9 protein-coding genes and 1 tRNA gene are annotated in these 15354 nt (G+C 67.5%); 8 read left to right on the top strand and 2 right to left on the bottom strand.

The window, feature by feature from the left end; translation table 11 throughout:
• Positions 1–88 precede the first annotated feature (88 nt).
• Together ahpC and ahpF are read left to right on the top strand one after the other, a co-directional pair.
• On the top strand, positions 89–652 hold the full coding sequence (gene ahpC / locus AC2EAQ_RS16585) for an alkyl hydroperoxide reductase subunit C (RefSeq protein WP_484645502.1): 564 nt from the start codon (positions 89–91) through the stop codon (positions 650–652).
• 10 nt (positions 653–662) lie between these two features.
• The gene (gene ahpF, locus AC2EAQ_RS16580) at positions 663–2240 is read left to right on the top strand and encodes an alkyl hydroperoxide reductase subunit F (RefSeq protein WP_484645500.1); all 1578 of its coding nucleotides are present in this window, start codon (positions 663–665) and stop codon (positions 2238–2240) included.
• Between the two features lie 390 nt (positions 2241–2630).
• Here the strand turns inward: ahpF and AC2EAQ_RS16575 are convergent, their stop codons facing one another.
• The gene (locus AC2EAQ_RS16575; RefSeq protein ID WP_484645499.1) at positions 2631–2939 is read right to left on the bottom strand and encodes a c-type cytochrome; all 309 of its coding nucleotides are present in this window, start codon (positions 2937–2939) and stop codon (positions 2631–2633) included.
• Positions 2940–3045: 106 nt separating this feature from the next.
• Between AC2EAQ_RS16575 and AC2EAQ_RS16570 the strand changes: the two genes are divergently transcribed.
• Positions 3046–3399 (top strand): TIGR04438 family Trp-rich protein, encoded by a 354-nt coding sequence (locus tag AC2EAQ_RS16570; RefSeq protein WP_484645498.1) that lies wholly within the window; start codon positions 3046–3048, stop codon positions 3397–3399.
• A gap of 24 nt (positions 3400–3423) precedes the next feature.
• Here the strand turns inward: AC2EAQ_RS16570 and ilvD are convergent, their stop codons facing one another.
• Positions 3424–5109, bottom strand: coding sequence for a dihydroxy-acid dehydratase (gene ilvD / locus AC2EAQ_RS16565; RefSeq protein ID WP_484645497.1), 1686 nt, complete (start codon positions 5107–5109; stop codon positions 3424–3426).
• A gap of 130 nt (positions 5110–5239) precedes the next feature.
• On the opposite strand from ilvD, the gene lgt reads away from it, so the two are divergent.
• The 5 genes from lgt to AC2EAQ_RS16540 all read left to right on the top strand — a co-directional run bounded on the left by lgt (position 5240) and on the right by AC2EAQ_RS16540 (position 15345).
• Positions 5240–6040, top strand: coding sequence for a prolipoprotein diacylglyceryl transferase (gene lgt, locus AC2EAQ_RS16560; RefSeq protein ID WP_484645496.1), 801 nt, complete (start codon positions 5240–5242; stop codon positions 6038–6040).
• Between the two features lie 2 nt (positions 6041–6042).
• Positions 6043–6753, top strand: coding sequence for a DNA polymerase III subunit epsilon (gene dnaQ / locus AC2EAQ_RS16555; protein WP_484645494.1), 711 nt, complete (start codon positions 6043–6045; stop codon positions 6751–6753).
• A 19-nt stretch (positions 6754–6772) separates the two neighbouring features.
• Positions 6773–6847 (top strand) — tRNA-Val (locus AC2EAQ_RS16550).
• Between the two features lie 338 nt (positions 6848–7185).
• Positions 7186–12474 (top strand): DEAD/DEAH box helicase family protein, encoded by a 5289-nt coding sequence (locus AC2EAQ_RS16545; RefSeq protein WP_484645493.1) that lies wholly within the window; start codon positions 7186–7188, stop codon positions 12472–12474.
• A 54-nt stretch (positions 12475–12528) separates the two neighbouring features.
• A complete protein-coding gene (locus tag AC2EAQ_RS16540; protein WP_484645491.1) occupies positions 12529–15345 on the top strand; it encodes a DUF8741 domain-containing protein in 2817 nt (938 codons plus the stop codon).
• Positions 15346–15354 lie beyond the last annotated feature (9 nt).

The following is a 15354-nucleotide window of genomic DNA, read 5'->3' as shown; positions in this document are numbered from 1 at the left end:
AACGCTGCACGTTCGATACATTCCTTCCATCGACAAGCCGGGAGCGGCGTGTCGCACGGATCGAAACCCCCATCGAAAGGAAGCAGCGATGTCTCTCATCAACACCCAGGTCCAGCCGTTCAAGGCCCAGGCGTTCCACAACGGCAAGTTCGTCGAGGTCACCGACCAGACGATCAAGGGCCGCTGGTCGGCCTTCGTCTTCATGCCGGCGGCCTTCACCTTCAACTGCCCGACCGAGGTCGAGGACTGCGCCGACCGCTACGCCGAGTTCCGCAAGCTCGAGACCGAGGTCTACATCATCACCACCGACACGCACTTCGCGCACAAGGTGTGGCACGAGACCTCGCCCGCCGTCGGCAAGGCCAGGTTCCCGCTGGTGGGCGACCCGACGCACACGCTGACCCGCATGTTCGGCGTGCACATCGAGGAAGAAGGCCTGGCGCTGCGCGGCACCTTCGTGATCGACCCCGAGGGCCGCATCAAGACCGCCGAAGTGCATGACAACGCCATCGCCCGCGACGCCACCGAGCTGCTGCGCAAGGTGCGTGCGGCGCAGTACGTGGCCAAGCACCCGGGCCAGGTGTGCCCGGCCAAGTGGAACGAGGGCGCGGCCACGCTGACCCCGTCGCTCGACCTCGTCGGCAAGATCTGAGCGGCCCGACATGCTCGACGCCAACCTCAAGACGCAACTGCGCGCCTACCTCGAGCGCCTGGTGCACGACGTTGAACTCGTCGCGTCGCTCGACGACCGCGACGCCAGCAGCGAGATGCGCACGCTGCTCGAGGAGATCGTCGAGCTGTCGCCGAAGGTGCACCTGCGCCTCGACGGGCAGGACGCGCGCCGCCCGTCGTTCCAGGTCACCCGCGCCGGGGCCGACATGGGCGTGCGCTTCGCCGCCGTGCCGATGGGCCACGAGTTCACCTCGCTGGTGCTGGCGCTGCTGCAGGCCGGCGGGCATCCGCCCAAGGCCGAGGCCGAGCTGATCGAGCAGATCCGAGCGCTCGACGGCGACTTCGAGTTCGAGACCTGGATGAGCCTGACCTGCCACAACTGCCCGGACGTGGTGCAGGCGCTGAACCTGATGGCGGTGCTGAACCCGCGCGTGCGCCACGTGGCGGTCGACGGCGGGCTGTTCCGCGAGGAAGGCGAGCAGCGCCAGATCCTGGCCGTGCCGATGGTGTTCCTGAACGGTCAGCCCTTCGGGTCCGGCCGCATGGAGCTGGCCGAGATCGTGGCCAAGGTGGACACCGGCGCGACCGAGCGGGCGGCCGCCCGCCTGGCCGAGCAGGCGCCGTTCGACATGCTCGTGGTCGGCGGCGGCCCGGCCGGCGCCGCCGCCGCGGTGTACGCCGCGCGCAAGGGCATCCGCACCGGCCTGGTGGCCGAGCGCATGGGCGGGCAGACGCTGGACACCCTGGGCATCGAGAACTTCATCTCCGTCAAGGAGACCGAGGGCCCCAAGTTCGCGGCCGCGTTGGAAGCCCATGTGCGCGCCTACGACGTGCAGCTGATGAAGGGCCAGCGCGTCGAGGCGCTGGAGCCCGCTGCCGAGCCCGGCGGCTGGGCCACCGTGCGCCTGACGGGCGGCGCGGCGCTGAAGGCGCGCTCGGTGGTGCTGGCCACCGGCGCCCGCTGGCGCAACATCGGCGTGCCCGGCGAGCAGGAGTACCGCACCCGCGGCGTGGCCTACTGCCCGCACTGCGACGGCCCGCTGTTCAAGGGGCGCAAGGTGGCCGTGATCGGCGGCGGCAACTCGGGCGTGGAAGCGGCGATCGACCTGGCCGGCGTGGTGCAGCACGTGACGCTGCTGGAGTTCGCCGACAAGCTGCGCGCCGACGCGGTGCTGGTGGCCAAGCTGCGCAGCCTGCCCAACGTGACCGTGCACGTGAACGCGCAGACGCTGGAGATCACCGGCGACGGCCAGAAGGTGGACGGCCTGCGCTGGCGCGACCGCAGCGCTGGCGACGAGCACCGCATCGACCTGGCCGGCGTGTTCGTGCAGATCGGCCTCGTGCCCAACACCGACTGGCTCAAGGGCGTGGTCGAGCTGAGCCGCCACGGCGAGATCGTCATCGACGAGCGCGGCGCGACCAGCGCGCCGGGCATCTTCGCCGCCGGCGACGTGACCACCGTGCCCTACAAGCAGATCATCGTCGCGGCGGGCGAGGGGTCGAAGGCGGCACTGTCGGCGTTCGATCACCTGATCCGCACGCCCGAGCCGATGGCCCAGGCGGCGTAAGGCCACGCGGCCGCAGCGAGCTTCGAATCAGGGGGGGTGTTGCGCGCATCGCACATCGCTCCCCCAACGGAGGGGATGCGCGCCGCGGGCGCGAAACGAAAAATGCGTGTCACAGGGTCGGCACAGAATCCTCTGCGTCGCCGGACCTCGAAGGGAGCGCGCCATGCCACGTGTCATTGCCGTCGGAAATCGGACCCCCGCCGGGCTCTTCGCCCGTATCGTCGAAGGCCTGCTGGCCCGCCTGGGCTGGCTCAGCGGCCGGGTACCCAGTGGCGTGACGCCCACGCTGTCCACATCGCGCTGGTGGCGTTGAGCCCCGAATGAAAAAGGCCCCGCAGTGCGGGGCCTTTTCGCATCAGCCGGTGGCCCCCGGGCGGGCCACGGCGAGCCTTACTTGACGGTCAGCACCCAGGCAGCGAGCTGCTTGGCCTCGGCCGGCGTCACCTGCGGGTTGGCGGGCATCGGCACCGCACCCCACACGCCCGAGCCGCCCTTGATGATCTTCTCGGCCAGCTTGTCGGCCGCGTCCTTCTGGTTGGCGTACTTGGCGGCCACGTCCTTGTAGGACGGACCGATCAGCTTCTTGTCCGTGGCATGGCAGGCCATGCAGTTCTTCTTCTGGGCCAGATCGGCGCTGGCGCGGGCGGGCATGGCGGCGACCAGGGCAACCGCGGCGGCAACGAGGAACAGGTTCTTCATGACTTCCTTCCAGGGTGAGGGCTAGACAGCTACGTTACAGTTTGCTCGAACGCGATTCTAGGCAAACGCGTTGACCGCCGACCCTCGGCGTGATTGGGGACAAACCATGTGGTTCATCGTTCTGGGTGTACTGCTGATCGTGATGAAGCTCGCGGACTTCGGGTTCGTGGCGGCATGGTCCTGGTGGGCCGTGCTGAGCCCGTTCGCCCTGGCCGTGGCCTGGTGGACCTACGCGGATTCTTCCGGCTACACCAAGCGCCGCGAGATGGACAAGCTCGACGAGAAGAAGCGCGAGCGGCGCCGCAAGTCGCTCGACGCGCTGGGCATCGACCGCAACACGCAGAAGCGCCAGGAAGCCGCCGAGCGTGCCCGGCGCGCCCTGGCCGACCGCAGCGAGCCGCGCAGCCCGGTGGCCATTGCCAAGCCGGTGCAGGACAGCAGCTTCGACGCCAAGGGCTGAGCCCCCGGCGCCGTCGCCCGCAGGTCAGCCCTCGTAGCTGTCCAGCACCGCGCCCTTGCTGGCGCTGGCGGCATTGAACGCAAACTTGGCCAGCACGCCGCGCGTGTAGCGCGGCGACGGCTTCTTCCACGCCGCACGACGACGCGCCAGTTCGGCGTCGTCCACGTTGAGCTGCAGCTGGAGCTTGTGCGCGTCGATGGTGATCGAGTCGCCTTCCTGCACCAGCGCGATCGTGCCGCCCTCGAACGCCTCGGGCGCCACGTGGCCCACCACCATGCCCCAGGTGCCGCCGGAGAAGCGCCCGTCGGTGATCAGGCCCACGCTCTCGCCCAGGCCCTGGCCGATCAGCGCGCCCGTGGGGGCCAGCATCTCGGGCATGCCCGGCCCGCCCTTGGGGCCCAGGTAGCGCAGCACCATCACGTCGCCGGCTTTGATGCGGTTGGCCATGATGGCGGCCAGCGCGCTCTGCTCGTCGTCGAACACCCGCGCCGGGCCGGTGATCACCGGGTTCTTCAGGCCGGTGATCTTGGCCACGCAGCCCTCGGGGGCGAGGTTGCCGCGCAGGATGGCGAGGTGGCCCTCGGCGTACATCGGGTCGGCCACCGGGCGGATCACGTCCTGGTCGGCGCGCAGCGGCGGCACGTCGGCCAGGTTCTCGGCCACGGTCTTGCCGGTGATGGTGAGGCAGTCGCCGTGCAGCAGCCCGGCTTCCAGCAGCACCTTCATCACCGCCGGAATGCCGCCGGCGCGGTGCAGATCCACTGCCAAGTAGCGGCCGCTGGGCTTGAGGTCGCACAGCACCGGCACCTTGCGGCGCACGCGCTCGAAGTCGTCGATCGTCCATTCCACGCCGGCGGCATGGGCAATGGCCAGGAAGTGCAGCACCGCGTTGGTGGAGCCGCCGGTGGCCATGATCACGGCGATGGCGTTTTCCAGGCTCTTGCGGGTGACGATGTCGCGCGGCTTGATGTCGCGCTTGACCGCTTCCACCAGCACCTGCGCGGCGCGGGCGGTGCTGGCCACCTTTTCGTCGTGCACGTTGGCCTCGGTGGACGAGTAGGGCAGCGACAGGCCCAGCGCCTCGAAGGCCGAGCTCATGGTGTTGGCGGTGTACATGCCGCCGCACGAGCCGCTGCCGGGGATGGCGCGGCGCTCGATCTCGCAGAAGTCCTCCTCGCTCATCCTGCCGGCGGAGAACTGGCCCACGGCCTCGAACACGCTGACGATGTTGAGGTCCTGCCCCTTGTAGCGGCCGGGCAGGATGGTGCCGCCATACACGTAGATCGACGGCACGTTGGCGCGCAGCATGCCCATCATGCCGCCGGGCATGTTCTTGTCGCAGCCGCCGATGACCAGCACGCCGTCCATCCACTGGCCGCCAACGCAGGTTTCCACGCAGTCGGCGATGACCTCGCGCGACACCAGGCTGTACTTCATGCCCTCGGTGCCCATGGCCATGCCGTCGCTGATGGTGGGCGTGCCGAAGATCTGCGGGTTGGCGCCCGCAGCCTTGAGCGCGTCCACCGCCGCGTCGGCCAGGCGCTGCAGGCCGGAATTGCACGGCGTGATGGTGGAGTGCCCGTTGGCCACGCCGATCATCGGCTTGCCGAAGTCGCGCTCGGTGTAGCCCATGGCGTAGTACATGGAGCGGTTGGGTGCGCGGGCGACACCCTCGGTGATGTTCTTCGAGCGGCGGTTGGCTTCGGACATGGCGCTTGGGCGTGAGGTCGGGTGGGGCAGGGGCGCCGATTATCGACCGGCCGGCCGCCGGGGTGCCGCCGGAGCGCCGCCGCGGCAGCAGCGACAATCCGCCACCGCCCGCCCCGCGCCGCCGCCCACGATGTTCGTCCACCCGCAGTTCGACCCGATCGCCTTCCGCCTGGGCCCGCTGGCCGTGCACTGGTACGGCCTGATGTACGTGGTGGCCTTCGGCCTGTTCCTGTGGCTGGGCGCGCGCCGCACGCGCCAGCCGCACTGGGCCCAGGGCGGCTGGACCCGCGCCGACGTCGAAGACCTGCTGTTCTTCGGCGTGCTCGGCGTCATCGTCGGCGGCCGGCTGGGCTACGTGCTGTTCTACAAGCCCGGCTACTACGCCCTGCATCCGCTGGAAGCGCTGATGGTGTGGAAGGGCGGCATGTCTTTCCACGGCGGGCTGCTCGGCGTGATCGGCGCGCTGGCGCTGTTTGCGCGCCGGCGCGGGCGCCAGTTCCTGGCGGTCACCGACCTCGTGGCGCCCTGCGTGCCGGCGGGGCTGGCCGCGGGCCGCCTGGGCAACTTCATCAACGGCGAGCTGTGGGGCCGCGCGGCGGACCCGTCGCTGCCCTGGGCGATGGCGTTCCCGCAGTCGGGGTCGATGATCGCCCGGCACCCGTCGCAGCTGTACCAGGTGGCGCTGGAAGGCCTGCTGCTGCTGGCGCTGCTGTGGTGGTACGCCCGGCGGCCGCGCGGCCTGGGGCAAGTGTCGGGCGCGTTCCTCGTGGGCTACGGCGTGTTCCGCTTCGTGGCCGAGTTCTTCCGCGAGCCCGACAGCTTCCTGGGCATCCTGGCGCTGGGCATGAGCATGGGCCAGTGGCTGTGCGTGCCGATGGTGGCGGCCGGGGCGTGGCTGTGGCTGCGCGGCCGCTCGCTGCAAGGAGCCTGACGATGCGACAGATCTTCCTCGACACCGAAACCACCGGCCTGTCGCCCGAAAGCGGCGACCGCCTGATCGAGATCGGCTGCCTGGAGATGGTGAACCGGCGCCTCACCGGCAACGACCTGCACCTGTACCTGAACCCCGAGCGCTCCAGCAGCGAGGAGGCGTTCAAGGTGCATGGCCTGTCCGACGAGTTCCTGGCCGACAAGCCGCTCTTTGCCGCCGTGGCCGAGCAGCTGCTGGCCTACGTGGCGGGGGCCGAGGTCATCATCCACAACGCCGCGTTCGACGTGGGCTTCATCGACGCCGAGCTGCGCCGCGTGGGCCGCCCGGGCCTGCGCGAGCATGTGGCCAAGGTGACCGACTCGCTGCTGCTGGCGCGCGAGATGTTCCCCGGCAAGGCCAACTCGCTGGACGCGCTGTGCCGCCGCCTGGAAGTGGACAACGCCCACCGCACCCTGCACGGCGCGCTGCTGGACGCCGGCCTGCTGGCTGAGGTGTACATCCGCATGACCCGCGGCCAGGACGCGCTGGCCATGGATTCCGCCGCTGCCACGGCCGCCGCCGGAGCAGGCGGCACGCTGGCGCCGATCGACCTGCGCGGCCTGGTGCTGGCCGTGGTGGAACCCACCGCCGACGAGCTGGCCGCCCACCAGGCCGTGCTGGCCGACCTGGACAAGGCCAGCGGCGGCAAGACGGTCTGGAAGGCTCTGGCATAATGCGCGCCTCTCGCGGTTGGGGCGGTTAGCTCAGCGGTAGAGCACTGCCTTCACACGGCAGGGGTCGCAGGTTCGAACCCTGCACCGCCCACCACCAAACGCGCGAGGCAAAACGACGAGCCACCTTCGGGTGGCTTTTTCGTTGGTGCTGGGAAGCGGTGTTGGGCGGGGCGTCTGGTTTACCCGTCGCGGCCATCAGCGCTGTTTGTTCATCCAGCTCATCTGGTGAGCTCGCGGGGGCCTAGGCTGGCGATCATGGATGAACAGGGAAGGGGTCGGCGACACCGCTACGGAACTAGGGGCCATTTGGGCTACTGCGTAGGTGATTGCGCGGGGGTGCCACGAATGCTGGGTGGTTGTTCAGTGACATTTCCCAGACACTTCCGGGGAAAGGCACTTAGCGCTTTCACCAGTCCTTCACGAGAGAGGTAAATGGACGTCTTCGATCTCAGGCGACAGATTGTTGATGACTACGCAACCTTCGCTCGCTCGTTCACCCGCATCAAGGCTGATGACCTGCGCGACCAAGTAGACGCAATCTACGCCAATGACCAGTTCTGGCCTGAGCCGCTGCTTCAGATCAGCCCTCACTTCCAACCTGGGGCGTCAGTCGACGAGCTGAGTGTCGCTGGCGAGATCGAGCCGATGACGGCGAAGATCTTCCGGGTCCCTGAGGCTCCGGCCACCGGGCTACGCCTGCATACCCACCAGCAGGAGGCCCTCACCCTAGCCAGGCAAGGTCGCAGTTACGTCGTCACGACCGGCACTGGCTCTGGCAAGTCGCTCTGCTTCTTCATCCCGATAGTGGATGCCATCCTGCGGGCAAAGGCGAGCGATTCAAAGCGTCGCACGCGGGCGATCATCGTTTACCCAATGAATGCGCTGGCCAACAGCCAGATGGAGGAACTTGACAAGTTCCTGAAGCTCGTCGCGCCGCTGCAACCTCTGACTTTCGCGCGCTTCACGGGGCAGGAAGACGCCGAAACCCGCCGCGCGATCAGCGCGAACCCGCCGGATATCCTGCTGACGAATTTCATGATGCTCGAGTACCTGATGACCCGCCAGGACGCGGTCGATCAGGACGTGGTTCGCAACTGCCAGGGCCTGGAGTTCCTGGTGCTCGACGAGCTTCATACCTACCGCGGGCGCCAAGGGGCGGACGTGGCGCTGTTGGTGCGGCGAATTCGTGCGCTCCTGGCGCCTGAGGGGCTGCGCTGCATAGGTACGTCGGCCACGATGGCTAGCGGCAACGAAGACGCTCGGCGTGAGGCTGTCGCGCGAGTAGCCAGCACGCTGTTCGGCACCTCGGTACAGCCGAGTGATGTCATCGGGGAAACCCTTGTACGGGCGACGGACCGAAATCTGTCGGCAGAGTCGGTCGCGGCGCAACTGGCGCCTGCACTTTCCGCCGTCATCCCAGCGACGATCACGGATGCCCAACTTAAGGAGCACCCGCTCGCCATCTGGATCGAAACCCGCCTCGGCATCGAGTGGGAGGGGAGCAAGTGGATCCGGGCGCGACCGCAGACGCTCCGCACGGCGACACAACGTCTCGCTGACGACAGCGGCCTGCCGCCGCAGCAGTGCGAGGAGGTGTTGCGTCAGTTCCTCATGACCACGTCGCTGGCCGAGGCTGACCGACCCACTGGACGCAACACAGGCGCCCGCGGCTTCTTCGCGTTCAAGCTGCATCAGTTCGTGTCCGGTGCCGGCACCGCCTACTGCACGCTCGAAGCTGCCGGGCACCGGACACTCACCGTGAACGGCCAGCAGTTCCTTCCCGGCGATGACACCAAACGCCTGTATCCGGTTCACTTCTGCCGAGACTGCGGTCAGGAATACCACCCTGTCTTTCGCTCGCGCGAAGAGGGGGTCGAGCTCCTGCTGCCGCGCGAGATCGACGACGTCCCACCGGCGCCGCCCAAAGACGGTGAAAACTCATCTTCGGATCGCCCCCAGTACGGGTTCGTCATGCTTGATCCTCCAGGCGGCACGCTCGAATTCTCGGGGCGTGACGAGGACTATCCGGACGCCTGGCTGGAGGAGGACAAACACCACGACCTTCGCCTGAAGGCCGATGCACGCAAGTACAAAGCCGAGCGCATCTCGGTTGCGCCGACTGGCGCCCTCGGCAGCGGGCACAGCGCCTGGTTCATCCCTGGCAAATTCCGCTTTTGCCTGTCTTGCAAGACCCTGCACGCCGCTCAAGGCAAGGACAACAACCGGCTCGCCGCCTTGTCCGCTGAGGGTCGCTCCTCGGCAACCACTCTGCTGACGCACTCTGTGCTCCGTTGGATGCACCGCCAGCCCGAAGCCGGCATGCCTGCCACCCGGCGAAAGATGCTTGGCTTCAGCGACAACCGCCAAGACGCAGCGCTGCAGGCCGGGCACTTCAACGACTTCCTGTTCGTCAGCCTGTTTCGCGCGGCGTTCCTTGGCGCCATACGCGGTGCTGGCGAGGAGGGCTTGTCGTCCGACCGACTCGGTGTTGCGGTCTTCAAGGCGCTGGGCTTTGACCGCCCGGGCGAACAAGGCATGCGCAGCGAATGGTTGGTCGACCCTGAACTCGAGGGCGCCAACCTGATCAACGCCCAGAAAGCGATGCGCCAGGTGCTGAGCTACCGCGCCTGGTTCGATCAGCGCCGCGGTTGGCGGTTCACCAACCCCAATCTCGAGCAGCTCGGCCTGGTACGAGTCAACTACCGCGGCCTGGCCGACCTGTGCGCCGACGAGACGAAGTTTGTCGGCGCGCCGAATCTGTTGGCGGGCGCCGACCCGGCCGCGCGCATGAAGGCGTACATCGTGCTGCTCGATGCGATGCGACAAGGCCTGGCCATCGATCCCGAGGTACTGGACACCGCCGAGCAGGAATCCGTCCGCAGCCGCTCCATCAACACGCTGCGCGCCCCTTGGGGCCTAGGTCGTGAAGAGCAGATGCGCAGTGCGCGTTTCCTGATGCTCTATCCGCCAGCCCGTCGCGGCAATTCGATCGCCGATGAAGAGAAGCTGCTGCGAGCGGGTCATCTGTCGGGGCTCGGACGCGAACTCCGCAAGCCCGACAACTGGGGTGGCCGCCTGGAGGCTCGCCAGCTCAAGCGCGACGATTACATCCAACTGCTTGAACGCATGCTGGCCGTGGCTGCAAAGGCAGGCCTGGTGTCCCAGGTGCCCACGCCGTTCGGCGACGCGATGGGCTGGCAACTCAAGAACGCCTGCGTCGAGTTCTACGCCGGTGATGGCACCTCCGCGCGTGGTGGCATGGACAACGCCTACTTCCGGTCCCTGTACGAAAACCTGGCGCGCGCAATCGGCGCTGAGTTCCATCACTTTAGCTTCGAAGCGCGTGAGCACACCGCCCAGGTCGACAAAGACCGTCGCGAAGCGCGTGAGATGCGCTTCCGCTATGGCACCGAAGACCAGCAGCGCCTGGCGGGAATGACGAATGAGCTACGGCAACTGGGCGAACACCAGCGGTTCCTGCCGGTGCTGTTCTGCTCGCCGACCATGGAACTGGGCGTGGACATTTCGGCGCTCAACACCGTGTACCTGCGAAACATGCCACCCACGCCAGCGAACTACGCGCAACGCAGTGGTCGTGCAGGTCGCAGCGGCATGCCGGCGCTGGTGCTCACCTACTGCGCTGCGAAAAGCCCGCACGACCAGTACTTCTTTGCGGACCCCCCCGCCATGGTGCACGGCGAAGTCCGTGCGCCAACGCTGGATCTTGCCAACGAAGAACTGGTTCGCAGTCACCTCCAAGCGGTCTGGCTGGCCAGCACCAACACCCCTCTGCAGGCTTCCATCGCTGAGGTGGTCGAGCCCGACGAAGTGAAGAGCCTCCCCCTGCGCGGTGAGCTCAAGACCGCCCTGTCCGACCCGGCGATCACCCCCGTGGCGACAGAACGCATCCGCAGCGTACTCAAGCTCCTGCAGGGCGAACTCACCGCCGATGCTGCGCCCTGGTTCAAGGGCATCGACACACTGACAGACGAGGTGGTGAGCCGTGCCGCCGAGCGTTTCGACGCTGCCTTCGACCGGTGGCGCGAACTGTTCATGAGTGCCGCCCGCCAGCGCGACCAGTCCCGCCGCATCATGGACACCCACGGGCTGCCCGAGCGCGAGATTCGCGCGGCGCGCATCCTGCATGCCCAGGCCATGGACCAGTTGTCGCTGCTGCAGCGCGGTCAAGAGAGCCTTTCCAGCGACTTCTACACCTACCGATACCTGGCCACCGAGGCCTTCCTGCCGGGTTACAACTTCCCGCGCCTGCCGTTGACGGCATTCATCCCCGGCAGTGGGGAGCGTGGCACCAAAGGCGCCTACCTTCAGCGACCGCGTTTCCTGGCGCTATCCGAGTTCGGGCCTCGCAGCCTCGTTTATCACGAAGGCCGGGCCTATCGCGTCGTGGCTGCTCAACTGTCAGCCCGTAGTGAGTCCAGTCTCGCGGGCGGGCAACTCAGTACCGAAGTGGCCTACATCTGCCGGTCGTGCGGGGGCGGGCACTTTCAGTCCGACCCTGCTGACAAGGGCCGGACGCACTGCCGCGCTTGCGGCGTGCCGCTGACCGACAACACCGACATCGTGCTCAATCTGTACCGGATCGAGAATGTGCGCACGGCGCCCGCTGAACGCATCACAGTCAACGACGAAGAACGCCAACGGCAGGGGTTCGACCTGCAGACGACATTCCGCTGGGCTCGGCGCGACAGCGGCCAACCCGACTTTCGCGAGGTGTTGGCCGTGGACGCAGAGGGCACGGTCGCGCGCCTGCGCTACGGCCCGGGGGCGGAGATTAGTCGGCTGAACAAGGGCCTCCGGCGTCGAGCGGTGCAGTCCGAGCACGGCTTCATGATCAACCCGCTGAATGGCTTCTGGGCGAAGGTGGAGGAAGACGACGACGAGCCAGACCCCACCAAGACGGCCAACCAGCTCATCGTTCCGTGGGTTCTGGACCGCAAGAACGCGCTGTTGCTGCGACTGGCCGAACCCGACACGAACGAGACGACGATTGCCACACTGCAGTACGCCCTGAAGCGGGGCATCGAGTCGGTTTATCAGTTGGAGGAGTCCGAACTCCTCGCCGAGCCGTTGCCAGACCGCAAGACCCGACGTGGCGTGCTCTTCTATGAAGCCACCGAGGGCGGCGCCGGCGTGCTGACCCGACTGGTGCATGACCCCGATGCAATGGCCCGTGTCGCGCATGCGGCGCTTCGCATCCTTCACCTGAACGTCCCCGCCTTCGGCACGCCGATGCCGCCGCTGGATGGTCTTGTGGATGTCGAGAACACCCAGTGCGTGGCGGGCTGCTACCGCTGTCTGCTGTCCTACTACAACCAACCTGACCATCCCGTCATCGATCGGCGCGACCGGCTCGCCCGGGAATTGCTGCTGCGCTTGGCAGCGGTGACCACGGTGGTTCCTGCTGCGAGCGCCGCGCCGCCGGACGATGCCGTGGGGGACAGCGCATCACCGCAAAGTAACGACGAGGCGGGGGCGGCCTTCGACGCTGCCGCGCACGGATTGCCGGCGCCCGACAGGGTTCACTTCGACTATGACGGCACCGCCGTCCTTGCCTTGTGGCGCGCCCACCGGGTCGCGCTTCTGGCTGGAGACTCCCATGCCGGTCCTTTGAGCGACAAAGGCCTCACATGCATCGCTTGGCCCGCCGATCACCAGCAGCAAGGCGCCGCCCTTGCTTCGCTTCGCCAACATCTGGGCTGACTCCGAATGAGTGCCGTTCTCTCTGAAACATCAAACCGCTTCCCACCTGGGGCCTTGATCCGGGCCCGCGGCCGCGAGTGGATCGTCCTCCCCGGCAGTTCGGTCGACATGCTGCGATTGCGGCCCCTGTCCGGATCCGAAGGTGACGTCACGCTGTTGTCGCCGGTGCTCGAAGCCGAGTACGAAGCTGTCGCCCCCGCAGCCTTTCCGCCCCCAGCCGCCCACCAAGCTGCCAGCCACGAGTCGGCGCTGTTGCTGCGCGATGCGCTGCTGATGTCGCTGCGCCGCGGCGCAGGCCCCTTCCGCAGCTTCGGTCACCTGGCATTTCAGCCGCGCGCCTACCAACTGGTGCCTTTGCTGATGGCACTGAAGCAGGATGTCATTCGCCTGCTCATAGCCGATGACGTGGGTATTGGCAAGACCATCGAAGCCGGAATGATCGCCCGCGAACTGCTCGACCGCGGGGAGATCCGCCGCTTCGCGGTGCTGTGCCCGCCGCACCTGGTGGAGCAGTGGGTGCAGGAGCTCGACGACCGTTTTCACGTGAAGGCCGTTGCCGTGACGGCGGCCAGCGCCGCTCGGCTTGAGCGCGGCTTGCCCCTTACGGACAACATCTTCACTGTGCATCCGCACACCGTTGTCAGCCTGGACTACATCAAGAGCGACCGGCGTCGTGGCGACTTCGCAACCCGGTGCCCGGAACTGGTCATCGTCGATGAGGCGCACACCTGTGCTGGCAACGATGCCGGTCATCACCAACGCCATGACTTGTTGCGGCTGCTGGCCACCGACGCGCAGCGCCATATGCTCTTTCTGACCGCCACGCCCCACTCCGGCGACGAGGCGGCCTTCCACAACCTGCTGGGCCTTCTGCATCCGGATTTTTTGGCCTTGGGCACCCTTGCGGGCCCCGCACGCGACGCACTTCGATTGCGCCTGGCCGGTCACTTTGTGCAGCGCAGACGGCAGGACATCAAGGAGTGGAACGACGAGGGTGTGTTCCCCCGCCGAGAGACCACGGATCTGCCGTACAGCCTGGGCGGGGCCTGGGAGGGCTTCTTTGACGCGGTGCTCGACTACTGCTCTGAGGTAGTGCTGCGCGCCGGGACCGACCAGCGCCGGCAACGCCTGAACTTCTGGGGCACCCTGGCGCTGATGCGCAGTGCGGCCAGCAGCCCCGCGGCCGCGCTTCGCTCACTGCGCACGCGTATGGCCACGCAGTTGAACGAGGCGGACGAGGACTCGCTGCGACAGCGGGTGTTTGATGGCAGTGAAGACGCCATGGTCGACGACGATGGTGAGCTCCCCGCCAACAACACCGACCCGGCCCTGGCCGACCTGATGACCCAGGCCGAGCGTCTGGTGGGTGCCGGCAACGACCCCAAGCTCGCCGGTCTGATCGCACACCTGAACGCCGAACTCATCCCCGGTTTCGCACCGGTGATCTTCTGCCGCTACATCGCCACGGCGCACTACCTGCATCAGCATTTGAGATCCAGGTTCCCCGGTGTGACCGTCGATGTGGTTACCGGCGAGCTGGCGCCGGAAGAGCGCAAGGCCAGGGTCGCGGCGCTGGGGGAGACAGATCACCGACTGCTCGTCGCCACCGATTGCTTGTCTGAGGGTATCAACCTCCAGGAGCACTTCAGCGCGGTCGTGCACTATGACTTGTCCTGGAACCCCACGCGGCACGAACAACGGGAGGGTCGGGTCGATCGCTTCGGGCAAGAACGACGCGTGGTGCGCGCCACGCTCATGTACGGCCGCAACAACCCCATCGATGCGGTGGTTCTGAAGGTCATCCTGCGCAAGGCGAAGAAGATTCGCGATGAACTGGGCGTGCCCGTTCCTTTGCCCGACGACGACCACTCGCTCACACAGGCGCTGATGCAGGCCGTGCTAGGGGAAAGTCGTCGCAACCGCACGCGCGACCTGTTCGACATCGACGACCTGCCCGCCGCCCAGCAGTTCGAGGTGGCATGGACCGACATCGCCGAGCGTGCCAAGCGCAACCGCACCGTGTTCGCCCAGCAGGCCATCAAGCCCGAGGCCGTGTTGCCCGAATGGCAGAAGATGCAAGCCGCGCTGGGTGATGGAAACGACGTGCAGCGCTTCGTGGACCGCTCGATGCGCCGCCTGGGTGCGGCACTAGAGTCGCGCGGCGGCGATGCCCAGCAAGGCAAACGCGGCTGGCGTGCCAGCCTGGGCACCTTACCCGAAGACCTGCGTGAGCGTCTGCTCGCAGACGGGCTGCAGGGTAGCGTCGGCATCGGCTTCACCATGCCCGCCCCAGCAGGCACGCGCTTCATCCACCGCAGTCACCCGTTGGTCGGCACGCTGGCCGACGGACTGCTGGAGCGCACCTTGGCCGACGCCGGCCTGGAACCCGACCAGGCCGCAACCGGCGCTGCTACGCTGGGCCGCGCAGGCTGTTGGGTCAGCCCGGCCGTGAACACGCTGACGACAGTGCTTCTGCTTCGGCTGCGCCACCAGCTCAGCCAGGCCGACGCAGGGACCGGTGACGCACTGCTGGTCGAGGAGGCCACCGCGGTGGCGCTTCAATCGAATGCCGCCGGCGCGAGCCATATGGTCTCCGGTGCCGAGCCCTTGGATTGGCTGACCGCACCGCCCAGCGAAACCGTCGACGACCGGGTGCGAGAGCAGCGCGTGGCCGCTGCCCTGGCGCAGTGGCCGGCCTGGCAGCCGGCCCTTGAGGCCTTTGCCCGCGACAGGGCCAACGTGCTGCTGGCAGATCACCAGCGCGTTCGCGCCGCTGCACGTACGCCCGGGCGCGCCCGCTACCAAGTCAAGCCGCTGCTGCCCGTGGACGTCATCGGCGTCTTTGTGCTGCTGCCGCCGCTCGATCTTTGAGCCCAACCC

It is taken from the genome of Aquabacterium sp. T101 (assembly GCF_057219775.1).
The sequence above is the reverse complement of the archived record's forward strand: the minus strand, read 5'-3'. Positions and strand labels throughout refer to the sequence as shown.